Source organism: Microbulbifer variabilis (assembly GCF_023716485.1).
Lineage (GTDB): Bacteria > Pseudomonadota > Gammaproteobacteria > Pseudomonadales > Cellvibrionaceae > Microbulbifer > Microbulbifer variabilis_B.
The window spans coordinates 2,500,403-2,526,521 of record NZ_CP092418.1; the positions used below are offsets into that span (position 1 = coordinate 2,500,403).

Below are 26,119 nucleotides of genomic sequence, written 5' to 3' on the forward strand. Positions count from 1 at the left end.
GCTAGAATGTGAAAATCACTTTCCTGGCTGGTTGAGTAATACGCGTATTTGACATTCAACGACTCCAGGATTTACCTTGACTGCCCCCTTTTCCGAACTCCCCTTGAAGCCAGCCCTGCTGAAAAACCTGGCGTCTCTCAACTACACATCAATGACCGAGGTTCAGGCCAAGACACTTCCGCTCATACTCGACGGCAAAGATGTCATTGCGCAGGCAAAAACCGGCTCCGGTAAAACGGCAGCCTTCGGTTTGGGGGTGCTGCAGCGGCTCAGTGTTGAGCGATTTCGGATTCAATCGCTGATTCTGTGCCCCACACGGGAACTTGCCGACCAGGTTGCGCAGGAACTGCGCCGAATGGCCAGGGCAATACACAATATTAAGATTCTGACCCTGTGTGGCGGCATGCCGTTTGGCCCACAGATTGGCTCCCTCGCCCATGGGGCGCACATTGTTGTTGGTACACCAGGGCGCATCGAAGAACACCTGCGCAAGGGAACCCTATCCTTAGAGCATGTCGACACCCTCGTCTTTGACGAAGCCGACCGGATGCTCGATATGGGCTTTCAGGACGTTATTGATACCATTCTCGCGCAAGTGCCAGCTCGGCGACAGTCGTTACTGTTCAGCGCGACTTACCCGGATCAAATTGAACGGCTCAGTACACGAGTTATGCAAAAGCCGGTGATGGTACGCATAGAGTCCGCGCACAGTGAGGATGTGATCGAACAACGCTTTTACAAAACTGAGAGTTTCGATGATCGCCTGGAGATGACCCGCCGCATTTTACTCAATGACAGGCCAGTCAATACCCTGATTTTCTGTAACACCAAGCGCGAGACCGATGACGTCGCCAGCGACCTAAAGCAGGCAGGATTCAACGTGCTGGCCCTGCATGGGGATATGGAGCAACGCCAGCGTAACGAAACCCTGATCCGCTTCGCCAATGGCAGCGCCTCTATTCTGGTGGCCACCGATGTAGCGGCGCGCGGCCTGGATATCGACAAACTGGATGCAGTAATCAACTTTCATATTGCCAAAGATCCGGAAGTACACACCCATCGCATCGGACGGACTGGCCGCGCCGGTGAACGCGGTTGCGCCTACTCCCTTTTTGCCGAGAAGGAAGGCCACAAACTGGTTCGTATGGAACTAACCCAGGACCCACTATCCGACCCAGATACACCACCACCAGCCAGTATATTGAGTGAACCTCCTTTCCAGGCACCGATGGCTACCCTGCAGATCGATGGCGGCAAGAAACAGAAAGTTCGCCCCGGCGATATCCTGGGTGCGTTGACCGGCGGCGATCGTCCGATAAATGGAAAAGATGTTGGCAAGATAAACGTACTGGATCAAACTGCCTATATTGCTATTAAACGCAATGTGGCATCCCAAGCACTGAAAAAGATCGAAAATGGGAAACTGAAAGGGCGTAAATTCCGGGTACGACGTATACGAGGCTAAGCTTTAAGGGCCAATGAGTTGGGTCCGTATGGGCCTAACTCCCTGAGCTGGGGATTAGCTTTAAGGTGTGGCGTTAGGTTAGAAAGCCTATAAATACTTAAGTCCCAGCCTTTTGGAGCTGTATCCATGTCCAAAATACTGATTCCCCTTGCAGATGGTGTTGAAGATATTGAGGCCATTGCTATCTACGACATTTTAAGTCGGACGGATGCGGAGCTAACACTAGCTTCTATTATGCCGAGTAATCGCATCACTACTCTACGAAATCTTGTTATCGAAGCGCCTTATCGTATAGAGGAGTGTTTAAATACCACTTGGAATTTAATAGCTCTGCCAGGAGGTAAGGAAGGTGCCGAGTGTATGCATAACTCGGAACCTCTAATGGAGCTTATCCGCGCACAAATCGAATCCAGCCGTTGGTTAGGGGCAATTTGTACCGCCCCAGTAATCGTACTTGGCCGACATCAGTTAATTACCAATTTTAAAGCAACTTGCTACAAAGCTTTTCGTAGTGAGCTTAGTCAATATGTAAAGGAAGTCAGCGATCAGCGAGTGGTTGTTGACCGGAACTTAGTGACCAGCCAATCACCAGGAACCGCGATAGAGTTCGCACTTGCACTCGTAACCTGCTTGTTTGGGGAAGAACGAACACACTCTATTGCTCACACTATGAATGTGTTATTACCAGGTAAGTAATCTAACATTATCCTGACATTCAGTTTTTCAATCGAATTCCACGCTGCCGAGCTACTCGGACTCCGCTGAAACTAACAAATCAAAATCTGACTTTCGTAAACGCCTTTCTAGAAAACTCAAAAACAAATCTATTTTTTTTGAGCTATTACGCCTAACTTTATACAGAGCGCCAACTACTTGAACCTCTTGCTTTAAATCAGGAAATATCTCTATTAGTTGACCGCATTTAATGGCTGGCTGACAGAAATAAGAAGGCAATATAGCAATACCATTGCCATTTATTGCCGCAGCACGGATATGAGTGGTCTTGTTAGAAACAAGATTACCCTTAAACTGATAGAACTTGCCATTGAATAGCCACCCATCTTTCAAACCATTAAGCCTGGCCAACAAAATATTATGTTTTCCGAGTTCTTCGATTGAGTCTGGATGCCCTTTCTTTTTTAAATATTCAGGAGATGCCACAAAAATGGGATGAATATGAAAAAGTGGCAACGCATAAAACTGGCTATCTGGTATTGCCGACCAAACACGGATGGCAATATCAATATCATCCTCAACCATATCCAAATGGTGTGGCGTAAAGATCAGCTCGAGATTAAAGTCTGGAAAGGCTTCTTGAAAGTCAATACATATTTGGCTAAAGACATTTTCACCCAATGTTTCAGGGAAGGTTAAGCGCAATTTTCCCCGGTCCAAGGCCCCAATTTCAGCAACCCGATCTTCCAGGTCAGTAAAGGCATTGATTATCTGCTGCCCTTGCTGGTAAACAAGCCTGCCTGCATCGGTTACCGAGACCGATCTGGTTGTTCGGATCAATAGTACCTGGCCCAGCACCTGCTCCAATTGAGCCAGTGTCTTGCTCACAGTTGGCGCTGACAAGCCCAAATGGCTACCGGCTTTGCTTAGAGAGCCATGATCCACTACCGCACAAAAGACACTGATCAAGTGGTACTTATCATATTCCCGCCGCACCGACTATTTCCTTAAAGCTAATTATGACTTTCCGCTGATGATCTTTATTAAGATCGGCCAAATAGTAAACTTTAAACCCATACTAATCCACTCTGGAAATTAACCCATGAATCACTTAACTTGTCACTGTGGGGCTATTCATTACAAACTTTTCAACAGCTCAGTTTCCCCTAAGGTAGCTGGGGCAATAAGTTTTGTTGAGACTTCCAATCCAGCGCTCATTGAAGATGCCTCAAAACAGCTTAATACCTATTCTTTTAAATCTGGACCAGTAAAAGAATATGGATTTTGTAGTCGGTGTGGTGCGGGTATATATCAAACAGATCGCCGTGGACAAACCCATCTCGTAATACATAGCCAGCAAAATTATCAAGCCGACTATAGTGGAATTCTGAGCTTTGGCTTTTAATTAGCCTTGTCAATCCTTCAGTCAGAAAATTAACTTAGTCCGTCACTCTCTAAGATTCGCTGTTGCATAAAAGTGTGCATGTGGTTAAACCTCATCGAATGGTTGATCTCCCAGCTCCTCAAGAATGTGATTGATAAAGCTAGTAATACGTGATGAAAGTGCCGTGTTACGGTAGTAAACCGCATTAATAGATTGTTTCATGTCTAAGGTTTCACTAGAGAATAGCTGCACCAATCGCCCAGCTTGGCGATCTCTCTTGGTCATAAAGTCTGATAAACATACGATTCCTGCATCTGATAGTGCTAGTTGCCGTAAAGTCTCGCCACTAGATGAAGTAATCGTTGGCTTAATGTGCAGCATGTCCCCACTCTGCTCATACAGCGGCCATTTGTTGAGTGATTCGGGCTTTGTAAAGCCAAGCAAGGTGTGTTGGGCGAGTTGCTCCACATCCTCCGGGGTACCATGTTGTTGCAAGTAGCCAGGACTGGCTAGAATTCGAACTCTACTAGAACCTATTGGCCGGGCATATAAGGTTGAGTCTTGGAGCTTACCGATACGAATGGCCACATCAGTGCGCTTCTCTATCAAATCGGTTATCCCCTCATTACTGTTTAGCTCAAGCTCTATCTGAGGGTATTTAGTTCGGAAGCTATTTACCATAGGTGCTATTACATGCAGCATAAATGGTGTGGCGGCGTCTATACGCAGAAGACCAGAGGGGTGCTTTTTGCGGGCCGCCATCTGCTCCTCGGCCTCTTCCACTGAGATGAGAATATCCCGTGCATATTTGAGGAAAGCTTGCCCCTCCTCTGTTAATTCCAGACGCCTGGTAGTGCGCTGTAGCAATGTAGTTTGAAGTTTATTCTCCAAACGGGCTAATGCACGGCTAACCCCGGAGACAGTCTGCTCTAACCGTTCGGCAGCCGAAGTGATCGAAGCGGTATCTACCACAGTGGTAAATACCTGGAGCTCTTGAAGGGTAACCTGCATTGTTGACCTTAAATCAATAGTATATTGCCTATATACGGCTTTTTCATCAAAAGCTATTACCCCACACTGACTCCATCGACCCAATACCTTCGGCTACTACAAACAGGCCATATCGCCATAGTAATCAGCTGCAGTTTTTATGCTAAGTACATTGGTAACGGGACGTAACTGGCTAGTCAGGCATTTTTAACCGCCCGACCACATAGTCAAAACCTCTTAAATTAAGAATTTCATTGATGGGAGAAGCAAGTGAAGCTGAAAAATCTATTGCCCAGTAAGCTCGGATTTGGCACAGCACCTCTTGGCAATATGTTCCGCGAGATTCCGGATGCTGAAGCCTTAGCAACGGTACAGGCGGCCTGGAATAGCGGTATCAGGTATTTTGACAATGCGCCATTCTATGGAGCCGGTCTTGCAGAAATTCGTATGGGTGAGGCGTTGTCCAGCTTCCCACGCGAAGACTATGTTATCAGCACCAAAGTTGGCCGCTTAATTTTGGATGAAGTTGAAGATGTAGCGAACCGAGATATTCAAGATAAGCGTGAGATTTTCAAGCATGGCCGCCCCAATAAGGTTGTTAATGACTACTCATACGATGCAACAATGCGCTCGATAGAAGGCAGCCTCAAGCGGTTAAAGACCGATCGTATTGAAATTACATGGGTTCACGATGTTGCACAGGATTTCTATGGTGACGAATGGCTTGGTATTTTTGAAAGCGCACGGAAAGGTGCTTTCAGGGCTCTCGATAAACTGCGTGATGAAGGCGTAATTCAAGCTTGGGGCCTGGGGGTAAATAGAGTGGAGCCGATTGAAATACTTCTTGATCTTGAGGAACCTCGCCCCGATGGCTTTTTACTCGCTGGCCGCTACAGCTTGCTGGATCACTCTCGAGCTCTCCAGAGAGTAATACCACAGATAATAGGACGCGACCTCGGCATCGTAGCTGGAGGCCCCTATAGCTCCGGGGCGCTAGTCGGAGGACCAAATTTTGAGTACGCGCCAGCATCAGACTCGATACTGCAAAAAGTTTCCAAAATCAAAGCGATTGGCGATAAGTACGGAGTTAGCACTAAGGCTATTGGTTTGCAATTTGTACTGGCCAATCCAGCCATTGCTGCGGTGATACCAGGTGCGAGCAAACCTAGTAGGATCAAAGAAGATGTTGAGGCTATGGAAACTAATATCCCTGATGCTCTATGGCAAGAATTGCGTCAAGAACATCTTGTCGATGACTCCGCTCCACTGCCAAATGGAAAGTAAGGGTAAACATCACTAGCTATACAATATTAATCCCGGACTATAAACATTATTGGTGGGATTATTAGGGAAATTTAACTTAATATTTAGTCGTTCGAACTTGATTTGACAGTAACCGATTTTTTAGAAGTCGCCCTGCCAGGTCAAGTTCAGCTTTACAATCATTTACTACACTCAATAATCTCTATAGCCAGCTGACTAAAAAAATTTTAAACACAACGGAGAGAAGAAAAATTTATGCAAGCCTGCAATTTTGCATGGCAACTTGATAAAGTTAAAATAATTTCCAGAAATCCTTGTAACTTGGGAAGTTCCAAATATAAAAAGTAATTATACTTTCAGAATCTCGCAACTTAATCTAAAAGAAGCTCCAAAACCTACTAGCGATCGGTCCCAGAGCACGCTCTCTATTGCGGATAATACATAAATCAAAACTACTAAATGCCTTGATGCCTTCTACATTGATTGGGACGAGTAAGCTCTTCTTCAGCTCATCCTCTATAAAATGCCTAGGAATTCTCCCCCAACCAAGCCCAGCAAGAGTCAACTCTTTTTTTGTATGGTAATCATTAACAAGCCACCTGCGCCCAACATCTAGCAAACTAATATTTCCTTTGTTTTCCGAGTGGCCGGTATCCCTCACAACAATTTGCGGTAACTGTGCAGCTTCCAACTGTGAGACACTTTCCCCTGGGAAAACCCCAGGCGCCACAACATTCACAAGCTCAACCTCACCTATTTTCTTCCATTCATGTTTACTCTCAACACCGTATAAAGTAGCGAATGCTAGATCAGCTTCATTATTATCGACACGTTCCATAACACCCGATAATAGTTCAGTACTAATACTGAAATCTGTATTGGGAAAAGACAGCACTATGGGTTTGATCTGTTTTAATAAAGGAGATAGCTCAACGATACCGCTGATGACCACGGTGAATTTTGGCTCTATTCCCGCTCCAAGCTGGTGCCCCATTACGGAGAGCTGTTCAAGGCTCTGAATAACGCGCTTAGACTGCTTATAAAAAGCCTCCCCCTGCTTTGTAAGACTTGGACGATAGCTATCCCTATGGAATAAGGGAAAGCCAAACTCTTCTTCCAACTTCTTAATTGCATTACTGATTGTCGGCTGGGTTTTGAAAATGGTCTTTGCCGCACCTCGAAAACTGCCCTGTTCAACTACAGCGATAAACATCTTGAGTTGTTCCTGGGTCATAACAAAACCTGATTCAACTGATTAATCATGTTGATACAAATATACCATTATCTATCTATCGTATACATAAATATCCTACGCCCTATCAACACAAGCAGAGTTAAGCGATATGGCTAAGAATCATCTAAATCTGAGTCTTTTTTCATCAGGAAATCTCGGATCAATAGAAACTGACAACCGTGTCATCATGGCTGCGTTGACACGTGCTCGAGTTGGAAGGGATGGCGTACCTACAGACATCAATGCCAAGTATTACGCTCAACGAGCCGGTGCAGCGATGATCATCTCTGAAGCCACAGCGATTTCAGCTCAAGGGCTCGGATGGGTAGATACCCCAGGTATTTTTACGCAAGAACAAATCAAAGGCTGGCAAAAGGTTACCGATGCTGTACATCGCCGTGGCGGGAAGATTTTCATCCAACTTTGGCATATGGGCCGAGAAGTGCACCCCGATCTTATCGGAGGCCAGGCTCCCGTAGCGCCTTCACCAATCGCTGCAGAAGGCGCAGCACATACTTATGAAGGAAAGAAACCTTACGCAATGCCCAGAGCCCTAACTCACAATGAGATTCAAGGCATTATCGCGGATTACAAACAGGCAGCTAAGAATGCTCTCAAAGCCGATTTTGATGGAGTCGAGCTCCACGCTGCAGGGCCTTACCTGCCGGCTCAATTTCTTCATGACAGCAGTAATCAGCGCACCGATGCTTACGGAGGGAGTATAGAAAACAGAGCTCGCTTCACCTTTGAAGTTCTATCGGCACTCTGTGAAGTCTGGGGGTCTGACAGAGTCGGTATCAAGCTATCACCAGAGATTAGCTTGGTAGACAGCCGCGCTCAAGAAACCTACTTATATATTGTCAGTCAACTCAGTAGATATAACCTGGCTTACTTACAGATGATGGAGCGGGCATGGGATAGAAATGAGCAACCATCCATTGACCATACCCAGCTGCGTGATGCTTACAAAGGTTGCTACGTTGCCAATGGTATGTATGACTCGGAATCTGCAAACAACGCTATTGCCGATGGCACTGCCGATTACATTTCATTTGGACGCCTCTTTATATCAAATCCTGATCTAGTAGCGCGCCTGGCAAGTAATGGGCCCTATAACGAAGAAGATATGTCTTCATTTTTTTCCGGTGATGCACGGGGATATGTGGACTACCCATCTTTATCCGAGCAAAGCGCTTAAGCATCAATTTATTATTTGTATTTTGGACACAGCTATGGAAAAAATTCTGATTACCGGCGGAACTGGAAACAACGGCAAAGCCATTCTTGAGAATCTCGCCAACACCAATATGCCTGTTAGAGCTATGTTACGTGATATTTCGAAAGCGCCAATAAGAGCTAAGAATATCAGCTACGTAAAGGGGGACTATGAAGATGAACACTCTCTATTAGAGGCGCTGAATGGTATTGAATCAGCCTTTTTGGTTACCGCGTTCGAATCCTCATTCACCAAGAAACATGCCGCTTTTATCCGTGTAGCTGAGCAAGCCGGTGTCAAGCATATAGTGCAACTCTCCGGTTTAGGGGCCGATGCAAGTTCGCCTATAGATATAGCAAGATGGTTAGGAGAGGCAGAAGACTACCTTTTTCAATCCACTTTAAACTGGACGATACTACAACCCGCCAGCTTTAACAGCAATTTCTTCGCTTCGGCCGATGAAGTTGCCAACTTAAGTACTATTAGTGCGCCTTTTGGCTCCGAACCGGGCGCAACCGTTGTGACGGTCGATCATCAAGACATTGCCGATGTGGCAACAAAAATCTTAATGGAACCAAATTTACATAAAGGAAAGAAATATATTCTCACTGGTCCGGAAAAATTAACTTATAGCGATATAGCACAGATCCTATCTGAGGAGTTAGACAGAGAAATTAAATACATGCCCATCAGCGATGAAACTGCAAGGCTGGGATTACTCAATTCTGGAATTCCAGAGAGCGATATTGATGCCTTAGCACAACTTTGGCCAGTAACTCGCGAATGGGGCCATACCTTTGAGCTTTCAAACCATACAGAAAAACTCCTGGGTAGAGGGGCAACCTCAATTAGAGCCTTTTTCCGCAGTGAGATACATCAATTTAAGAAAAAAGAAGTCTAGATAAGTAGTTACCCCATTGGAAAGTTAGTGTTTAACAATGAGCACTAACTTTCCAACGATGCCAATAATCTTTGATAAGTAGAAATGAAAGGTATCCTTCAACATGGCGCTTCCTACGGTTGTGTCTTTTTTCAGCACCGATGGCTGTAGACCTCAGCATAAGAGTTGAACCGCAGCGGTAATGCCGATAGGACCGGCATCGATAACAATCACATCATGGATGTTTTTCATTACCTGTGGCAGTGCCCCGCTAAGAAACACCCCCACCCATCGCAGGCTGGGCGTCACTGTTCTTAGAGCCCAAGTTACAACATTTAGACTCCAGGTAGGCTTCATCATGAACAAACCGTTCAAAGCCTGATTTCTCCAATAGGAACCCAGCCAATCTCCCCAAGACCAACATTAACTAACATGTAAAGAATTTCTACAACACTGATCTTGCACTATGAACCTTTTTGTTTTCCAAGATTATTAATAATGAATTTTGCACGCTCTACTGTTTCAACTAATTTCTTGGGTACAGCATTGTCTTCCCAATCCTGCATAAAGACCACAGACAAACCGCTATTGAGATCACTAAACCCATATTGCCCATAGGAACCAGCTGTGTAGATAACGTTGTATTCTGGCAAGTACCAGGCTTGAGACCCATATGCCACAGGAGTACCCAACGCAGTGGCAAGTGCCTTGCCACTTTCAGATTTAGCAAGAAGGTCTTTATCAAGATTTTTTACTGAATCATAAAAGCTCTTTGGAGCCTTGCCCTGGGCAATCCACTGATGAAAAAGTGCATAGTCGCGTAGGGTAGTACTGATACCATAGGAAGGGCTAGCAGTACCATCAACGGTCAAGGCAATGGAGCCAGAACTATTTGCCCCAAAATCATTAAAGAGATCTGAAAGAAGCTTGTTGAATGGGTGCCCTGAAACTTCTTCTGCAAGTATGGCTAATAGATCAGTATTTTTATCATTATATGTATATACTTTGCCCGATTCATTCTGGACTTTAGCATTCTTGATGGCATTGCGATGTCCAGTTGGTTTACCCGGCTTTAAGCCTTGCTCAACCTCAAATAAATAGGCTTCACCCCCTGGCACATGATAATCTGTCGCAGGTAATAAGCCAGAGGTCATATCAAGTACCTCTTGCACCTTGGCTTTTCCAATTTTTGAACCAGCAAAATCAGAGAGATAATCTCCAATCGACAAATTAGGATCTATCTTACCCTTATCAATCAGCTTTGAGATAACGACTCCTGCATAAGTTTTGGAAGCGGATTGCAAAAGCTGAGTTTGATTGTGATCAAGTCCATTATCATAAAACTCCGCGATAATTTTATTATCTTTCATAACCAGAAAACCTTTTGTTTGAGTGGCATTTAGCGACTCAACAAAAGGCCAGCCTTTGTGGATATTCAGACTTATATTAAAGGGCTCTTCAACAACCTCCAGATTGGATGGTTTATCAGCACCCATTATATGCACCGTGCCAAAGATGCCATAGTCATCCCAGTGCATGGATGTATATCTGTAATATGGCCAAGTTTGCATGTTATTTTGATTAATATCAGATAGATCAAACGGCCGATAAAAATCATTGAGCGTAACTTTTTCTTTGGCTAGAGCAGATGGAAAAGAACTAATCGCCAAGATCATTGCTACACACCCATACTTCAAACATATTCCACCATTTCTCATTGGATTTATCGTTGTTGACATAAAAAAGAACTCGTTGCTGTTTATCCTGACACGACCTCAATTAACACACCTTCAAAAATCGTAGCAGAATGAAAATTTAAATTTAGATGCAGAAAAATGTACTTAACATGACTTCCAATCAAGTGACCAGGAGTTGCGCAATTCTTGACTTCAGGAGGGCGCTCTCAGATGGATATCATTTCAAAGGTACTAACTTCGGCAGCTCTTCTGTCGAAGTCCTCTTCGCATGTCGCATGTCGCATGTCGCATGTCGCATGCTGTATTTTGACCTAAAGTCATTCACCAGCTGCTTATTAAGTACGCATCTAGATGGGAGGGGCAATCCCGCCATATACGCTTAAAGAGCCACTGATCGAGCCGGCATGTTTATTGAGCCCCTACAAATCTCGAGCTAGGCAGGCAGTGAGCGCACCACCATCAACCGCTCTTCGGTCATATCCTTGATCGCCCAGCGCACCCCCTCTCGGCCCAGGCCCGAATCCTTCACACCACCGTAGGGCATATTGTCTACCCGCCAACTGGGCACATCCCCTATTACCACACCACCCACCTCCAGGGTGTCCCAGGCTTTTTGGGCTCTGTACAAATCACGGGTGAAAATCCCGGCCTGCAAACCAAATGCGCTGTCATTGACCTTTTTCAGCACCTCATCGAAATCATCAAAAGGTTCCAGTATTGCTACAGGCCCAAAAGCTTCCTGCTGCACTACATTGCAATCACTGGGGACATTCTCTAATAACGTGGGTTCGAGCATGGCGCCATCGCGGTTACCACCGCAGAGAAGCGTACCTCCCTGTTCAACCCCTTCTTTAACCCAGTTATGTAGCCTTGTCGCTTCCCCCTCTGAAATCATCGGACCAATAAACGTATGTTCATTTTTAGGATCTCCTTTCTTAAGCTTCTTGGTGCGCTCCAGCAAACGCGCTTTCAGGTCCTCATATAGACTGGAATGCCCATAGATCCTCTGCACACCGATACAGCTCTGGCCCGACTGATAAAAAGCTCCAAAGATCAAGCGTTCTACCGCATCTTCCAGATCGGTATCCCGATCAATCACACAGGCGGCATTACCACCCAATTCCAGAACAACCTTCTTGCGCCCTGCCCTGGCCTTCAAGTCCCAGCCTACCGCAGGGGAGCCGGTAAAACTGAGTAGCTTAAAGCGATCATCCACAGTAAACAGGTCCGCGCCTTCGCGGTGACAGGGCAGCACAGAGAAGGCCCCCTTGGGCAGATCGGTTTCCGCCAGTACCTCTGCGATAATCAGGGCACCGATCGGGGTTCTACTCGCGGGTTTGAGCACAAAGGGGCAGCCGGCAGCAATGGCTGGAGCCACTTTATGGGCCGCAAGATTCAATGGGAAATTAAACGGTGAAATAAAAGAGCAGGCCCCTACGGGAACCCGTTTAACAAATCCCCGGTAGCCCGCGCTGCGCTTGGAAATTTCCAGATTGATAATCTCCCCATCGATACGCACCGCCTCTTCTGCGGCCACACGGAAGGTATCAATCAAACGGGAGACTTCCCCACGGGAATCATGGATCGGTTTACCTGCCTCAATACACAGGGCCACGGCCAACTCTTCAAAGCGAGTCTGAAAGCGCTGTACACAGTGATCCAAAACTTGCTGGCGTTTGTAGGGCGGAAACGCAGCCATGGGTTTTTCTGCCAGCAAGGCCCAATCTATCGCGCTATCGATCACCTTGGCATCTGCCATGGCAACCTGTGTTGCCACCTCGCCGGAGTACTTATCGGTTACATCCAGCTCGGTATTGGCATAGATGGCTTCATTGGCCAGGTAGTAGGGGTACGCTTTCTGTAACATCAATGGCTCCTGGTGGTATTCACGGTGAGCATCGACATCGGAACCCGCTCGATCTGTCACGAGGGTATAGGTTACCCAGAGACAGATAGCAACACGGATAGCTTCTATAGGCCTTAGGGGATGAGGGGCTGACCCAAATCTAGAAAGGTAGGCGTTGATACAACAGGCGCGGGAAAGCGCCACCACAGTCACTGAGGTGAGTCACTGGGTGGCGCTATTAAAGATGGTTATTGGTTTGGCTATTTCTCCGTCAGCCACATACCTTCGGGTTCGTAGTTAAACGTTTTGTAGGCCTTTTTATTGGTGGATGGGTTGTCTGACTTTTTATCGATGTCATAGACAGTCCAATTCAGCTCGCTGTGGTTGAACTCAATCACCGCATAACCATAGATATTGCTGACAAAATCCTTGATATGCGGATTGTTAACCTGCACGCCTCCATTAAGCAATGAAGTGAATACGCTACCCACGTCGACCCCTCTCTCTACCGTATCATTCAGGTTCGGTGACGAGATCGAAGGGGTCATCAGCTCAATGCCTACCAAGTTGTCATAGTCCCAGTTGCTGATCTTGTTGAAATTTACTTTCAGGTAAGAGGCAATACTGGTGTGCAGATCCCCGGTCAGCACAACAAAATTATCGACACTGTTGTCTTTCACACTGGAGAGAATTTTCTCACGCTCCCATTGATAGCCATCCCAGGCATCGTAGTTAGCGAATACCAGAGGGCGCCCCAGTGCGGTGCCTGCTAACTGGGCAAGCAGAGTCTGGTTACCCCAAACTTTCCAGCGGGCATTGGAATTGACCAAGCCATTAATCAGCCAATCCCGTTGGGTTTTACCCAGCATGGTTTGGGATTTCTCTTCGTAATCGGTGCACCAGTAGTTTTCCCAGGCACTACCGTCTTTGCAAGGCTCTTTGGTGCGATAGGTTCGGCTATCGGTCATATATAAGTCGACCAAATCGCCGAATTGGAAAGAGCGGTAAATTTGCAGGTAGTCGAAGGCGTGGCTGGCCGCCTCATCCACTTTTACACGAGCCGGCACATACTCAATCCAGGCCTGTTGCGCATCGCGGCGCAGCTGGCGCAATTGCTCGGGGTTGTTAGCCCCAGTTTGGTAGGGATGGGATGGCACACCCAGGGTATCGCGATCGTAATCCCAGTAGGCGTTATCCGCAGTTTCGTGGTCATCCCAGGTGATAATAAAGGAATGCATTTCCATCGCCCGCTGCAGGTTTTTATCCTTGCGGTATTCCCGGTAAATATGGCGATAGTCTTCGAGATCCATAGCCACATTACCGCCGGAAGGCAGGCTCATTGGGTGAACAATCGCATCCTCAAAACCTTCGTACTGCGCGTACTCATAGATGAAGTCTCCCAAGTGCAATACGCAATGCACATCTTCATCGGCCAAATGGCTGTAGGCGTTGTAATAGCCCGTGGTGTAATCCTGACAGGTCACCACCGCCATTTTGATACTTTCCAGCCCACCAGTTGGCAGGGTATGGCAGCGCCCGGTGCGGCTGCACAGTGCGCCGTATTTAAAGCGGTAGTAGTAACGCTGATTGGGAGACAGATAGCCTTCCAGGTCGATGTTTACGGTGTAGTCGCGATCCGCACTAATATCCTCAGCATTGACCTCAGCACTCAACACCGGCTGGGTAAATGAATCGTCCAAAGCCACATCCACATACAGGATTTGACCGGGTACAAAGGCAGCGGGGTTGATATGGGTCCAGAGCACCACACCAGTTTGGCTGGGATCACCCGAGGCCACAGACAAATCGAAGATCAACCCATCCTGATCGATATCGTAGCCCGATGGGCTGCCACTCAGATTAAAGCGCGCATAGGTTTCGCTATTGCTAGCCGCTAATGAGCGAACGGTAAATGGTGTAAGCAGCGCAAGCCCCATGGCTTGCACAAATGTACGGCGAGAAACAGTCATAAACCCCAACTTCCTGTTTGTTATTTAGAATTCGAATAATGTGAATTGGCGCGCATTTTATAGAAATGCGTACCAACAAAGAAGTCGGTTTATTCTACGAAGTATTAATTTTTGATGAAGGTTTAACCGAAAAAAGTCGATATACGCTATATTAGTCACACCTGACAGCTTGGTGGGACAGTAGATACCAGGGAAGTGGCAGGTCAATAAACTATCTTTACCCCCCCTAACCCTCCAGATAATGCTTCCAGTACAAAGCAATATCAGCTGTTCTACTGTTTACAAAAGCCTCAAAACTCAGGGCATACCCCATGCGAGACGTTGCCGTTGTTGCCTACTGTAGAACCGCAATCGCCAAAGCAAGGCGCGGTGCCTTAAACCAAACCCACGGTATCCCCATGGCCGCGCATGTCATCAAGGAAGCGCTGCACAGAGCTACTTTGGATCCCGAGGAAGTGGAAGACGTTGTACTGGGCTGTGGATTACCTGAGGGGGCAACCGGCCACAATATCGCTCGCAACGCCGCCCTATTTGCAGGTTGTGGCGTCAAAGTGCCCGGTATGACGATTAACCGCTACTGCGGCTCAGGTCTCAATGCCGCATCGATCGTAGCGCATCGGATCGCCAGCGGGGAAATGCAGGTCGGCGTTGCCGGTGGCGTAGAAAGTATTAGTCTCGTGCAGTTCAACCTGAACCTAAATCACTTTGTCTATGAGCCCCTGCAACAACAAATCCCCGCGGTTTGGTGGACCATGATCCAAACAGCGGATTTCGTCGCTGACACCTTTTCCATCAGCCGGCAGGCACAGGATGCCTATGTGGTGGAGTCGCAAAAACGCGTGGCGGAAGCGCACAGAGCAGGCAAATTTGCCGAAGAAATCGTTCCTTTTGAGACAGTCATGTCGATAAAAGATAAAGAGACTGGGCAGATCTCAGAAAAGACAGTGTTGCTGAAAGAAGATGAAGGCCCACGCCCCGGTACCACCCTGGAAGGATTATCGGCTTTAGAACCAGTGAATGATGGCGGCACGGTAACCGCGGGCAACGCTTCGCAGCTCTCTGATGGCGCTGCGGCCGTCGTCATGATGGATGCCGAGCTGGCCGCCAAAAGAAACCTGCCCATCCTGGGGCTATTTCGCGGTATGCAGCTTGCAGCAGTGGCCCCCGATGAAATGAGTATCGCCGTGGCGCCAGCCATCAAGCGCTTAATGAAGCATCAGGGGCTTTCTATGGGAGAGATAGACCTTTGGGAGTTACACGAAGCCTTTGCGGTTACCACCCTCTATAACCAAGCGGAACTGGACACCCCTTGGGATATTACTAATGTTAATGGTGGCGCAATTGCCCTTGGGCACCCCTATGGGATGTCCGGCATTCGTTACCTGGGTTCTTCACTGATGGAGCTCAAGCGCAGAGACGCACACAAGGCAGTTATTGGGGTCTGTACTGCTGGCGGGATGGCCACAGCAGTATTCCTTGAGCGCTAAGCCAGCTACAAAGTCTTCCCCTCTGGCCGCCCTACCCCTGGCCACTTTGTACTTGTAACAAGCAAACTGGAACACGCAAACTGGTTCAATCATCACCACCTAGAAGTTGATCCCTTCTGTTGAGGCCACCTATAGCGCCTGAGCGCCTGGTCTGCTGGACAATTTGGCGTCTCGATCCTCTCAATATATCGTATCTATGGCTTCAAAGTGCCCGGAAAGAAGCTTGCAATTGCCACCAGGTTTGCCTCGAAGCTGGAGGAATAGCCATGTCCCGGCTCAAAGAGAGCCACAGCCAAGACTCTCTCTATAAAGACGCTCTCTGTAGCTGCTCACCGAACAAGCAGCCTAAAGCCTCCATCAAAGGTGTATTGCACTGATGATGGAGACAATCCATGATGGCTTTACTTTTCTGTTCGCACAGAGCCGGGGCGCTCTGTTTATCATGTTCTGGATCGTGATCTTCCTGGAACTCCCTCGCTATATCTTCTCTTTCTTCACCGCGGTTTTCTTTTTTAGCTCAAGGATCGAGAAAGAAGTAGATTTGGAAAAAATCGGCAAAATTTCGGTGATTATTGCCGGTCATAACGAGGAGGAGTCGATCGAAAAATGTGTGCACAGTCTTTGGGCGCAAAGTGTTAAGCCCTATGAAATCATCGTGGTGAGCGATGGCTCCACCGATGGAACCAGAAAAGTGATGTCCAGCTTACTGACCCGAGGACTCATTCAGGGAGCCCATGCGACAGAACTTAGAGGCGGTAAGGCCTCCGCACTAAACTTGGGGATTCGCTTTTGCACTGGCGATATCGTTATCACCGTAGACTGTGATTGCTCCTTTGAGCACCACACCATGAAGGAAGTATTACTCCCCTTTGAAGACCCCAAAGTGGGGGTGGTTTCCGGTAATGTTTTTGTGCGCAACCCTCACGATAACCTACTCACCGCATTTCAAACCATCGAATACATTGTCAGTATCTCCCTCGGCAGGCATGCATTGGCCATGATCAGGCAAATGTGCTGTGCATCTGGCGCCTACAGCGGGTTCCGAAAAACCGCTATTGACCAGATTGGTGGCTTTGATTCCGGTGGGGGGGAAGATCTGGATATTACTTTTCGCCTGCGCAACTACGGCTGGGATATCGCCTTCGCCCCAGAGGCGATCTGCTATACGGATGTACCCACGAATATCCTGACTCTAATTCGCCAGCGGTTGCGTTGGGAGCGGGATGCTGTGCGTTTGCGTTACCGCAAGTACGCCCACTTTATCAATCCTTTTAAGCGCCGCATCAAATTCGAAGAGTTCTTTCATCAATTTGAGTTCTTGATCTTTAATGTGATCGCTGCTATCGCTTTGCCCATATACTTGGTCTGGCTGTTTGCGAGTTACGGCAGTAATGCCTGGTTTATTTTAATCGGTGCACAGATAGTGTTGATTATGCTGGATTGCCTCACTTTTGCGCTCGCCTCCTATGCCACCTACAAATTCAGTACTTTTCCACTCTGGCCCTTTCTTATTGGCTACAGCATCCTCTATGTCAACTTGATGCGTGTAGTACGGCTCTATGCCTACGTACAGGAGTGGATCTTCAGAACCTCCTATGCGGATTCCTTCGCTCCTTCAAAAGTACACAAAGTGAGGGAGTAAACTGTTCGGGATGCGTTAGAAGCCGATAGTTATCCCTTGGGTACCCCACTTTTTTGACTGAAACTCGCCTCTATAGTCAATAGCGATACCCGGCTCATAAGACCAAGCCTAACCTCCTTATCTCCTGCCAGCTGGCGCTTCAGCCCTCGTGGTCTATCGTTTTACTTAAGGCGGAATTTTACCCGCCAACCGTATCAACCAAGTACAACCGGCGTCAGTTTGCCCCTTCTGTAGGAGGGTTTGCCATCTCCTTTCTCACAGATGCATATAACTATTATCGCTGGCCCAGTGATTTTAATACGGTGCATCCAGGCATTGAGAAGTGTGATGCCCTGGTGGTTGAGGAGCCCATGACTCCTCAGTGCGTCGAAAAACTCTGGAACAGCCAGATAGGCTTGCACCTGCTACCGGTGATTGACCTAACCGGCACACTGGGAGTCAGGGCAGATCTGGATGCCTCTAACACGCTCAAGGCTGACCCCACAGAGTACGGCAAGTTGATCGACTCCTTTAACTTTCGCCGCTCTCAGTTGCACCCGGATTTCTACAACCCCCAGAACGATGACGACAAAATCCTGGCCCGCATCTTTGTCTCCGGGATAAGCCTAACCCCTAGCTACCAGCCAGACTCGCGCACCACCGTATGCTTTAACACCCTGTTAGATTCAGAAATGGTATTGCACGAATGCGAAAAAATGATGACGGCTGAATTACTGGCCGGCAGCTTTTTTGACCGCCGGCATATTTGTAACGGTTGCAGTGCCTCTCAATTTAATGTGCGCGAAGAGTGCCCGGAATGTCGATCCCCCAACTTGAGAGAATCCTTCTATCTGCACCACTTTAAGTGTGCCTACCTGGGGCCTGAAGACGACTTTCGCCAGGGCGAATATTTGATCTGCCCCAAGTGCCGAATGGAAATGAGCCATTTCGGCAGCGATTACGATAAACCGGGCACCATTTTGATATGCAATTCCTGCGGCAAATCCAGTTCAGAAACAGAAGTTGGCTTTTTATGCCTTAATTGCGATACCCATATAGATGGCGATTCGGTAAAAACCGGGGATATTTTTAAATATAGCCTCACCGAAAAAGCCGTTCATTACCTGCATGCTGGCCATGCATTCCTGGAACTCACCCAGCAAAGCCCTATCTTTGCCGGGCTTCCATTCGAACTTATCGTAGTTTTAAACAAAGAGCTGAAAGATTGGAGAAACAATGAGAGCGAATTTGCTCTGCTCTGCATCAAATATGAAAATGAATATTTGGTCGAGCAAGAGCACGGTAACCGCCAATTTTTTCACAGCCGCAATCAGTTTTTCCAGAGTTTAAGCCACTCGTTGAAAAAGGTCATGAAAGGGGAATACCCGGTTACCGCGGCCAAAGGCAGGATGGAAGATTTTATTCTGGTAAGCCATATCAGTCAGAAAGATCTGTACAAATTTAGTGAAGAAGCCGGGCAAAGAGCCGCGAGCTCTTTGCGATTGGATGTAGAACCCATCCTCCAGGTCTATGGCCCCGAGGACCTGAGCTAATGTGGGAAGAAATTCAGGACGGCTACTATTACCTTATCTCTCAAAGCTATACAACGCTTTTTTTGATGCTCTGGGTGGTGGTGATCTTCGAGATCCCCCGCTACTTATTTTCGTTCTTTACTGCGCTGGTTTTTTTTACTTCAAAACCTGAATTTGAACCCGATATTAAAAGCCTGGGAAAAGTTTCTGTCATTATTGCCGGCCATAACGAAGAAGAAAGTATTGAACAGTGCGTATTGAGTTTATGGGAGCAGAGCCGCCCTCCCGATGAGATAATTGTGGTAAATGACGGCTCCACCGATGGTATGAGACAAAAAGCCTGTGCCTTATTGAAGCAAGGCCTTATTCACGGTGTACATTCAACAGAATTACGAGGAGGTAAATCGTCAGCCCTAAATTTGGGACTACGCTTTACCACTGGAGACATTATCTTAAATGTGGATTGCGACTGTTCATTCGACTATAACGCCATTAAAAGAATGCTAGAGCAATTTGATAATCCTATGGTAGGGGCGGCATCAAGTAATATCTTTGTACGCAACTGGGATACCAATCTATTAACGACATTCCAAGCTATTGAATATATGATCGCTATTTCCCTCGGCAAGCACGCGCTCACCATGCTTGAGCAAATGTCCTGTGCCTCGGGGGCTTTCAGTGGATTCAGAAGAGAAGCGCTTATTCAGGCCGGCGGTTTTGATTCCGGCGGTGGCGAAGACCTGGATGTCACATTGCGTATACGGCACTATGGCTGGAAGGTAGAGTATGCTGCCGAATCCATCTGCTATACCGATGTACCGACCAATTTGGGCGCACTGATTCGGCAGCGATTCCGCTGGGAAAGAGATGCGGTTCGCCTGCGTTTTAGAAAGTATCGCCACTTTATCAACCCGTTTGAGCAGCGCCTTAAATTTAGGGAATTTTTTCACCAGTTTGAATTCTTGTTATTTAATGTAATCGCCATTCTGGTGCTGCCTTTTTACCTGGCTTGGTTATTTTATCATTACGGTGTGAATGGCTGGTTTATTTTAATAGGGGCACAAATTGTTCTTATTATTCTCGATATAATTACTTTTACTCTCAGTGCACTGGCCGTTAAAAAATTTAAGCCTGCCCCATTGTGGCCCTACTTGTTAGGTTACAGTATCTTTTACGTCAATCTAATGCGTATCGTACGGCTCTACTCTTATATTCAGGAGTGGGTATTTAAATCTTCCTACTATGACACTTACGCACCGTCCAAAGTGCATCGTGTCAGGGAGTGAGTAGTATGAGAACTATACGAAAACATATTCGCCCAGATACCATGGCCAGTGAGGTCCGCCCCCATCATAGTGCCATTGGGCGGCGCATCTATATCGGGGTATTGATATTATTTGCCCTGGCTATTCTGCGCTATCTATTTGGGGATTTGTTTATCCTCAAAGGAGATGGGCTGGTCCTTAGGGATTATGCCGCAGTCGAGATGGGTTATATCACCAGAGTGACCGCGGTAGAGGTTGATGAGGGGGAATCTGTTAAGGAGGGGCAGCTACTTCTCAAAATAGAATCTATGGAACTACTGGAGCGCTTGGCAGACCTCTCCAGCCGCCAGGCCAACCTGATTCAAATTTCCGCCGAGTTTACCCTGCTTTCCGAGACTGCCAAACAACTGCTGGTTCCTGCAGAACACCGCAAGCAAGAGATAGAAGAGATTCTGGCGCGAATCAATAAGCTGGCCGATAAGGGTTTTGTCAGCAAGATCACCTATCAAGAAGTGCTCAGGGATAACTTTAATGCGGGTCAGGAACTGGTCAAGATTCAGGTGGAAAGCACCACGCTAGATAAGAAGAGAAAAGCTGTCGATGCAGCAATCAAGGTAGCCGGAACGGCCTACCAGAGGCTGAAAGACCACTACGATGATGGCCAAGTGCGCAGCCCGGTAAATGGCTTGGTTGGTGCTACTGTTCCCTCTGTAGGCGATGTCTACCGTGAAGGGGAACCCCTAATGCAAGTCTATTGGGGGGAACCCTATGTACTCGCCTATATGCCGCGCCGATATATTCTTGCTCTTCGGCCGGGCATGGTTGTCACGGTCAAGAGTGGCCGCTACAAAGATAAAGGCGTGATCTCTGAGTTACTGCCCATTTCCGACCAACTGCCGGAAGAATTCCAGAATACGTTCAAACCCCAGGAGCGCAATCAGCTCGCCAAAATTGTGCTCTCCGATCCAGAGCAATTTCCCTTATCTGAAAAGGTACAAGTTACTCTGGAAATAAACTGGAAGGATCTCTTTGTAGAGAACTTTATGGATTAAAGGTTTGCTGGGCATTAAATTCTGTCAGTGCCGCCCTCAACCATTCCGGCAAGGTTATCTTCTGTTTGGTTTCAACCGAAAGGGTGACATAGGTAATTGTTGCCGTAAAAGCCAATAGGTCTGGATTAAGATAAGCCTGCACAAGAAAGGTAAACGACTGATTGCCAACCTTATGTACACTGACTTTGAGCTGTAACTCCTGGTCCCAAGTAACCGGACTTAAAAACTCCAGATTAAAGGCCCGCACCGGTGTCAGGAACCCCCGCTTCTTCATAGTGGCTATAGCCGGGCCATCAAATAAAATAGACATGGCTTCATGGGTAGCCTCCAGGGCAAAATTGGAAAACCTCGGGGTATAAACAATACCCTCGGGATCACAGTCCCCAAACAAGACCTTGCGCTTGATAGTTATCATAAGAGCTTCTCCCATTAAGCCAGGCAACCATTCTAATGCAGCGCTCTATTTACATCCTGCCAAAGCAGATAACCAATCCAACCAACCATAAACTGCTTATTTATTCACCACGGCTAAAAAGCCTCAGCAAAGTGACTTCTGGCGGCACCAGAAATCTTACCGGCAGGATACTAGTGCCTACCCCTGGGCTCACAAACAGGTGTTTGCCCTCCTCTTCGATATGCCCAATGGCATAGCGCTCCCCGTAGCGGGAGGGCACAATCGGGCGGCCAATCAAGGGTAAAAATACCTGGCCGCCATGGGTGTGGCCGGCAATCGTCAAGGCAATCCGTTGTGGAATTTGGGGAAATATATCTGGGTTGTGAGTGAAGGCTAAGACTGTCTCCGACTCTTCAATGGCAGACATTGCCCGATCTATATTGTGTGGTCCCTCCCAGAAATCACTGATGCCAACCAACTGAAAGGCACAGTGGCCGCTACTGATCTTGGTGGATGCATCTTCCAATAGCGGGATGCCTTTCTCAGTGAAAGCCCGCTCTACTCTTTTCGGGTCCAGCCACCAGTCGTGATTGCCCATTACAGCAAAAACGCCCAAGGGGGCCTTGAGGCCGGCAAGCACTTCAGCGGCACTTTCCGGTGTCACAAAAGAACCACCGACGACCCCCTGAATAACAAAGTCACCAGGGAGTAGTACTAAGTCAGGACTGCTAGCATTTACTTGGTTAACCAGTGAGCGCAGGCTTTCAATACCCTTATAGGGAGAACCCACATGTAAATCCGCCAATACCGCCACGCTTAAACCGCTACAGGAAGCTGGCCAAGATTCCAGGCTGAGCGCTTGCTCATTGATCCTGAAGCTTCTTGGCTCAGCGAAAAAGGCCCAAACGGCAAGGGTAAGAGCAACAACCAGAGCCACTAGAAAGACAACCCGGTACTTTCCCCGTGGCCAGCTCAATAATTCTCCCGATAGCTTACTCAACAACTTTTTCAATGAGTTACTCTCAACTTACAGATAGCTTTTACACGGTGCTTTGTGCCGGGTGGCAGTCACAACTGGAGAGTTCTCGTACAATCTCACAGGAATCAGTAGAATCGGGGCCGCCACACTGGCTGCGCAATGCCAGCAAACTCTTCCGCAATTGCTCGAGTAATGCCATTTGGCTGTCCACCCTATCAATATGCTCATCTACCAACGCATTGATTTCAGCACAGTGCTCTCTCGGTTGCTCCCGCAAGGTTAACAGTTTGCGTATATCCTCAATGGGCATATCGAGGGAGCGACAGTGCCGTATAAAACGCAATTGCGCCAAGTGCGCTTCTGAATACAGGCGATAATTGCCTTCGGACCTCAATGGTTGCGGCAGCAAGCCCACCTGTTCGTAGTAACGCACGGTTTCCACCTTGCAGCCTGCCTGCTTGGCCGCCTCCCCTATTCGGTAACGCATGCTGGTGCCCCCTTGACTCTATAGTTACTAGAGGGATTGTAATGCTGGCTCACTCATTGAGCTATTCGAGAGTTAACCATGGGAAAACAGGATTCCACTTGCGGCTGTGGCAGTAGCACTGAACCTCTACAACAACCGCTCGATAGTGGCGCCGGAAAAGATAGCGAAAGCTCCCTCTTCTCAATCACCAAAATGGATTGCCCTACCGAAGAAGGTTTGATCCGCGCCAAGCTCACTCCACTCGAAGGCATTTACAGCCTGGACTTTAACCTGGTGCAACGCATTTTGCGGGTTGGGCACGCTCCGGGTATGCAGCAACAGATCCTGGATATACTCGCCCCTCTGGATCTGGATGCCAGGGTCGCCTCCCCATCGGATACAGAAAATGCACCACCCGCAACCAAGGCCAATTGGTGGCTGCTGGGGGCGGCCGGCTTGGCGGCGCTCGCTTCTGAGGTGGTGTTCTGGTTACAGGGGGGAAACAGCTGGCTGGTCATGTTGCTGGCCTTAGCCGCCATTGCCGGCGGGGGGCTCTCTACTTACAAAAAAGGTTGGATCGCACTAAAGAACCGCAACCTGAATATGAATGCGCTGATGTCCATCGCGGTCACAGGCGCACTTTTGATTGGGCACTGGCCTGAGGCCGCCATGGTGATGGTACTGTTCACCCTCGCCGAACTGATTGAGGCCAAGTCTCTGGACCGGGCCAGAAACGCTATTCGCGAGTTAATGGACTTGGCCCCGGAAACCGCCACAGTACTTCAGAGTGATGGCCAGTGGCGCGAGGTGAATGCAAAAACCGTTTCCCTCGGCGCCAAGGTCAGGGTCAGGCCCGGTGAGCGCATCGCCCTGGATGGCGAAGTAATAAAAGGCAACTCTGCGGTGAACCAAGCCCCAATCACTGGGGAGAGCCTTCCGGTAGATAAAGAAGCTGGAGACAGCCTCTTTGCCGGTAGCATCAATGAGTCCGGCGCACTGGAATATAGGGTGACTGCCGTAGCCAGTGATGCCGTACTTGCCCGAATCATCCACGCGGTTGAGGAGGCGCAAGGCAGCCGCGCGCCCACCCAACGTTTCGTCGATCAGTTCGCGCACTGGTATACCCCCCTGGTATTTGTGGTTGCCCTAGCCACAGCGTTAATTCCTCCGCTATTTTTCTCCGGTGCCTGGATGGAGTGGATCTACCGCGCCCTGGTACTACTGGTTATCGCCTGCCCCTGCGCCCTGGTCATTGCCACCCCGGTCACCATCGTCAGCGGCCTCGCAGCAGCAACAAGACACGGCACGCTGATTAAAGGGGGGGCATACCTCGAAGAGGGGCGCCGGCTGCGCTGGCTGGCCCTGGATAAAACCGGCACCATCACCCACGGTGCACCGCAGGTAACAGATTTTGCCTTGATAACGGGCACAGATGAGGCGCGAGTTAAGCGCCTCGCCGCCAGCCTCGCCCACCGCTCCGATCACCCGGTTTCGAAGGCAGTGGCAGATTTTCTCAACGCCAGTGGAGCACCCTTACTAGAAGTAGAAGCCTTTGAAGCCCTGGCCGGGCGCGGGATTCGCGGAGAGATTGAAGGCACAGGCTATTACCTGGGCAATCACCGCCTGGTGGAAGAGTTGCGCGTTTGCAGTGAGGAGCTAGAGGATCGCCTCTCAAAACTGGAGTATCAGGGGAAAACAGTCGTTATGTTGGTGGATGCAAACCGTGTTCTGGCTCTGTTTGCCGTAGCCGATACGGTAAAAGAATCCAGCCGCAAAGCCATTGATGAGCTCCACCAATTGGGGGTGAAAACCCTAATGCTGACCGGTGACAATCAGCACACCGCCGATGCCATTGCTAAGGAGGTGGGTATCGATCGGGCCATGGGCAACCTGCTGCCAGAAGATAAACTCCGTGAAGTGGATTCCCTTGCCGGCCACGGCCGGGTCGGCATGGTGGGCGACGGCATCAATGATGCACCAGCCCTGGCGCGAGCCGATATTGGCTTCGCCATGGGCGCCACCGGCACCGATACCGCCATAGAAACGGCAGACGTTGCCCTGATGGATGACAACCTGGGTAAAATCGCCAGCTTTATCCGCCTCTCCCGCACGACAGCTCATATTCTCTGGCAAAACATTATCCTTGCTCTGGGTATCAAAGCGATCTTTCTGGCACTCGCCTTTGCGGGTGAAGCCACTATGTGGATGGCAGTATTCGCCGATATGGGAACCAGCCTGCTGGTGGTTTTCAATGGGTTAAGACTGATGCGGAAGTGATCTCAAAACAAGACAATAAAAAAATCTGGAAAATAGAAAAGACAGTACCAATTATTTAGTACGCAACCAGTCTATCCCGTAGAAGCTCTCGTTAAACAGGTGCTTGAATACGCAATTGTTGGTTACCTTATTAACCAGCAAAAGCAGGCACCTTCGAGAGTTTCTTTGGATAGTGCAAAATTGGCATGACAAAAAACTTTAAACATAAAGAAAGCAGAACTCAGCAACACCGATAACACGCTGCAGGCCTACAATAAAATATTTCGATTCCGCTTTAGCAAGACATGTCCAATGGCACTTAGGAAGTGTCTAGCCAAAAAATTATGCTAGCAAAAAGCCCTCTCAAAAAACCGACCAAATAGAAACAAGTTCAAAACACCGCTTATCCCCTTTAGGCCTCACCTTGTCGTAGGCCAATTGCAGGAA

Annotated in this window: 22 protein-coding genes; 12 read left to right on the forward strand and 10 right to left on the reverse strand. The window is 48.2% G+C overall.

Annotation, left to right across the window (positions count from 1 at the left end):
* Positions 1 to 76 precede the first annotated feature (76 nt).
* A complete protein-coding gene (dbpA, locus tag MJO52_RS11075) occupies positions 77 to 1,465 on the forward strand; it encodes an ATP-dependent RNA helicase DbpA (protein WP_252081723.1) in 1,389 nt (462 codons plus the stop codon).
* Between the two features lie 126 nt (positions 1,466 to 1,591).
* Positions 1,592 to 2,161 carry a DJ-1 family glyoxalase III gene (locus MJO52_RS11080; protein WP_252081724.1) on the forward strand — a complete coding sequence of 190 codons (570 nt, stop codon included), beginning with the start codon at positions 1,592 to 1,594 and terminating at the stop codon, positions 2,159 to 2,161.
* 51 nt (positions 2,162 to 2,212) lie between these two features.
* Here MJO52_RS11080 and MJO52_RS11085 read toward each other — a convergent pair whose 3' ends face one another.
* A complete protein-coding gene (locus tag MJO52_RS11085) occupies positions 2,213 to 3,136 on the reverse strand; it encodes a LysR family transcriptional regulator (protein WP_252081725.1) in 924 nt (307 codons plus the stop codon).
* A 106-nt stretch (positions 3,137 to 3,242) separates the two neighbouring features.
* Between MJO52_RS11085 and MJO52_RS11090 the strand changes: the two genes are divergently transcribed.
* Entirely contained in the window at positions 3,243 to 3,545 is a 303-nt protein-coding gene (locus tag MJO52_RS11090; RefSeq protein ID WP_252081726.1) for a hypothetical protein, read from the forward strand.
* Between the two features lie 84 nt (positions 3,546 to 3,629).
* Here the strand turns inward: MJO52_RS11090 and MJO52_RS11095 are convergent, their stop codons facing one another.
* Entirely contained in the window at positions 3,630 to 4,535 is a 906-nt protein-coding gene (locus MJO52_RS11095; RefSeq protein ID WP_252081727.1) for a LysR family transcriptional regulator, read from the reverse strand.
* 249 nt (positions 4,536 to 4,784) lie between these two features.
* On the opposite strand from MJO52_RS11095, the gene MJO52_RS11100 reads away from it, so the two are divergent.
* Positions 4,785 to 5,798, forward strand: coding sequence for an aldo/keto reductase (locus tag MJO52_RS11100; RefSeq protein WP_252081728.1), 1,014 nt, complete (start codon positions 4,785 to 4,787; stop codon positions 5,796 to 5,798).
* 355 nt (positions 5,799 to 6,153) lie between these two features.
* Here MJO52_RS11100 and MJO52_RS11105 read toward each other — a convergent pair whose 3' ends face one another.
* Entirely contained in the window at positions 6,154 to 6,990 is an 837-nt protein-coding gene (locus MJO52_RS11105) for a LysR family transcriptional regulator (protein ID WP_252081729.1), read from the reverse strand.
* 130 nt (positions 6,991 to 7,120) lie between these two features.
* Here MJO52_RS11105 and MJO52_RS11110 point away from each other — a divergent pair, with 130 nt between their 5' ends.
* Complete coding sequence (locus tag MJO52_RS11110) at positions 7,121 to 8,209, forward strand: alkene reductase (protein WP_252081730.1); 1,089 nt, start codon at positions 7,121 to 7,123, stop codon at positions 8,207 to 8,209.
* Positions 8,210 to 8,243: 34 nt separating this feature from the next.
* Entirely contained in the window at positions 8,244 to 9,128 is an 885-nt protein-coding gene (locus MJO52_RS11115) for an SDR family oxidoreductase (protein WP_252081731.1), read from the forward strand.
* 153 nt (positions 9,129 to 9,281) lie between these two features.
* On the opposite strand, the gene MJO52_RS11120 is transcribed toward MJO52_RS11115, so the two are convergent.
* From MJO52_RS11120 to MJO52_RS11135, 4 genes are all read right to left on the reverse strand, one after another.
* Positions 9,282 to 9,482, reverse strand: a complete 201-nt coding sequence (locus MJO52_RS11120) for a hypothetical protein (protein ID WP_252081732.1) — start codon at positions 9,480 to 9,482, stop codon at positions 9,282 to 9,284.
* A gap of 89 nt (positions 9,483 to 9,571) precedes the next feature.
* Positions 9,572 to 10,783, reverse strand: a complete 1,212-nt coding sequence (locus MJO52_RS11125) for a serine hydrolase domain-containing protein (protein ID WP_252081733.1) — start codon at positions 10,781 to 10,783, stop codon at positions 9,572 to 9,574.
* A 454-nt stretch (positions 10,784 to 11,237) separates the two neighbouring features.
* Positions 11,238 to 12,731, reverse strand: a complete 1,494-nt coding sequence (locus MJO52_RS11130; RefSeq protein ID WP_252081734.1) for an aldehyde dehydrogenase family protein — start codon at positions 12,729 to 12,731, stop codon at positions 11,238 to 11,240.
* A gap of 179 nt (positions 12,732 to 12,910) precedes the next feature.
* Positions 12,911 to 14,620, reverse strand: coding sequence for an alkaline phosphatase D family protein (locus MJO52_RS11135; protein ID WP_252081735.1), 1,710 nt, complete (start codon positions 14,618 to 14,620; stop codon positions 12,911 to 12,913).
* A 311-nt stretch (positions 14,621 to 14,931) separates the two neighbouring features.
* On the opposite strand from MJO52_RS11135, the gene MJO52_RS11140 reads away from it, so the two are divergent.
* From MJO52_RS11140 to MJO52_RS11160, 5 genes are all read left to right on the forward strand, one after another.
* Entirely contained in the window at positions 14,932 to 16,107 is a 1,176-nt protein-coding gene (locus MJO52_RS11140) for a thiolase family protein (RefSeq protein ID WP_252081736.1), read from the forward strand.
* Between the two features lie 376 nt (positions 16,108 to 16,483).
* Positions 16,484 to 17,749 carry a glycosyltransferase family 2 protein gene (locus MJO52_RS11145; protein WP_252081737.1) on the forward strand — a complete coding sequence of 422 codons (1,266 nt, stop codon included), beginning with the start codon at positions 16,484 to 16,486 and terminating at the stop codon, positions 17,747 to 17,749.
* A 302-nt stretch (positions 17,750 to 18,051) separates the two neighbouring features.
* Positions 18,052 to 19,281 (forward strand): hypothetical protein, encoded by a 1,230-nt coding sequence (locus MJO52_RS11150; RefSeq protein WP_252081738.1) that lies wholly within the window; start codon positions 18,052 to 18,054, stop codon positions 19,279 to 19,281.
* Positions 19,281 to 20,546 carry a glycosyltransferase family 2 protein gene (locus tag MJO52_RS11155; RefSeq protein WP_252081739.1) on the forward strand — a complete coding sequence of 422 codons (1,266 nt, stop codon included), beginning with the start codon at positions 19,281 to 19,283 and terminating at the stop codon, positions 20,544 to 20,546. The genes MJO52_RS11150 and MJO52_RS11155 overlap by 1 nt, the downstream gene beginning before the upstream one ends.
* Positions 20,547 to 20,551: 5 nt before the next feature.
* Entirely contained in the window at positions 20,552 to 21,577 is a 1,026-nt protein-coding gene (locus tag MJO52_RS11160; protein WP_252081740.1) for an HlyD family secretion protein, read from the forward strand.
* On the opposite strand, the gene MJO52_RS11165 is transcribed toward MJO52_RS11160, so the two are convergent.
* The 3 genes from MJO52_RS11165 to MJO52_RS11175 form a co-directional block, all read right to left on the reverse strand.
* Entirely contained in the window at positions 21,567 to 21,992 is a 426-nt protein-coding gene (locus tag MJO52_RS11165) for an acyl-CoA thioesterase (protein WP_252081741.1), read from the reverse strand. The two genes, MJO52_RS11160 and MJO52_RS11165, sit on opposite strands and share 11 nt — an antisense overlap.
* 100 nt (positions 21,993 to 22,092) lie before the next feature.
* Positions 22,093 to 22,983: a metallophosphoesterase gene (locus MJO52_RS11170; RefSeq protein ID WP_252081742.1), complete on the reverse strand. Its 891-nt coding sequence runs from the start codon at positions 22,981 to 22,983 to the stop codon at positions 22,093 to 22,095.
* Between the two features lie 28 nt (positions 22,984 to 23,011).
* Entirely contained in the window at positions 23,012 to 23,437 is a 426-nt protein-coding gene (locus tag MJO52_RS11175; RefSeq protein ID WP_252081743.1) for a Cd(II)/Pb(II)-responsive transcriptional regulator, read from the reverse strand.
* 78 nt (positions 23,438 to 23,515) lie between these two features.
* Here MJO52_RS11175 and MJO52_RS11180 point away from each other — a divergent pair, with 78 nt between their 5' ends.
* Positions 23,516 to 25,693 (forward strand): heavy metal translocating P-type ATPase, encoded by a 2,178-nt coding sequence (locus MJO52_RS11180; protein ID WP_252081744.1) that lies wholly within the window; start codon positions 23,516 to 23,518, stop codon positions 25,691 to 25,693.
* Positions 25,694 to 26,119: the final 426 nt, after the last annotated feature.

Coding starts and splice junctions, on each gene's coding strand:
- MJO52_RS11080 (WP_252081724.1), top strand. CDS start 1,592: ATGTCCAAAATACTGATTCCCCTTGCAGATGGTGTTGAAGATATTGAG.
- MJO52_RS11090 (WP_252081726.1), top strand. CDS start 3,243: ATGAATCACTTAACTTGTCACTGTGGGGCTATTCATTACAAACTTTTC.
- MJO52_RS11095 (WP_252081727.1), bottom strand. CDS start 4,535: ATGCAGGTTACCCTTCAAGAGCTCCAGGTATTTACCACTGTGGTAGAT.
- MJO52_RS11105 (WP_252081729.1), bottom strand. CDS start 6,990: ATGTTTATCGCTGTAGTTGAACAGGGCAGTTTTCGAGGTGCGGCAAAG.
- MJO52_RS11110 (WP_252081730.1), top strand. CDS start 7,121: ATGGCTAAGAATCATCTAAATCTGAGTCTTTTTTCATCAGGAAATCTC.
- MJO52_RS11115 (WP_252081731.1), top strand. CDS start 8,244: ATGGAAAAAATTCTGATTACCGGCGGAACTGGAAACAACGGCAAAGCC.
- MJO52_RS11125 (WP_252081733.1), bottom strand. CDS start 10,783: ATGATCTTGGCGATTAGTTCTTTTCCATCTGCTCTAGCCAAAGAAAAA.
- MJO52_RS11135 (WP_252081735.1), bottom strand. CDS start 14,620: ATGACTGTTTCTCGCCGTACATTTGTGCAAGCCATGGGGCTTGCGCTG.
- MJO52_RS11140 (WP_252081736.1), top strand. CDS start 14,932: ATGCGAGACGTTGCCGTTGTTGCCTACTGTAGAACCGCAATCGCCAAA.
- MJO52_RS11145 (WP_252081737.1), top strand. CDS start 16,484: ATGATGGAGACAATCCATGATGGCTTTACTTTTCTGTTCGCACAGAGC.
- MJO52_RS11155 (WP_252081739.1), top strand. CDS start 19,281: ATGTGGGAAGAAATTCAGGACGGCTACTATTACCTTATCTCTCAAAGC.
- MJO52_RS11160 (WP_252081740.1), top strand. CDS start 20,552: ATGAGAACTATACGAAAACATATTCGCCCAGATACCATGGCCAGTGAG.
- MJO52_RS11165 (WP_252081741.1), bottom strand. CDS start 21,992: ATGATAACTATCAAGCGCAAGGTCTTGTTTGGGGACTGTGATCCCGAG.
- MJO52_RS11175 (WP_252081743.1), bottom strand. CDS start 23,437: ATGCGTTACCGAATAGGGGAGGCGGCCAAGCAGGCAGGCTGCAAGGTG.
- MJO52_RS11180 (WP_252081744.1), top strand. CDS start 23,516: ATGGGAAAACAGGATTCCACTTGCGGCTGTGGCAGTAGCACTGAACCT.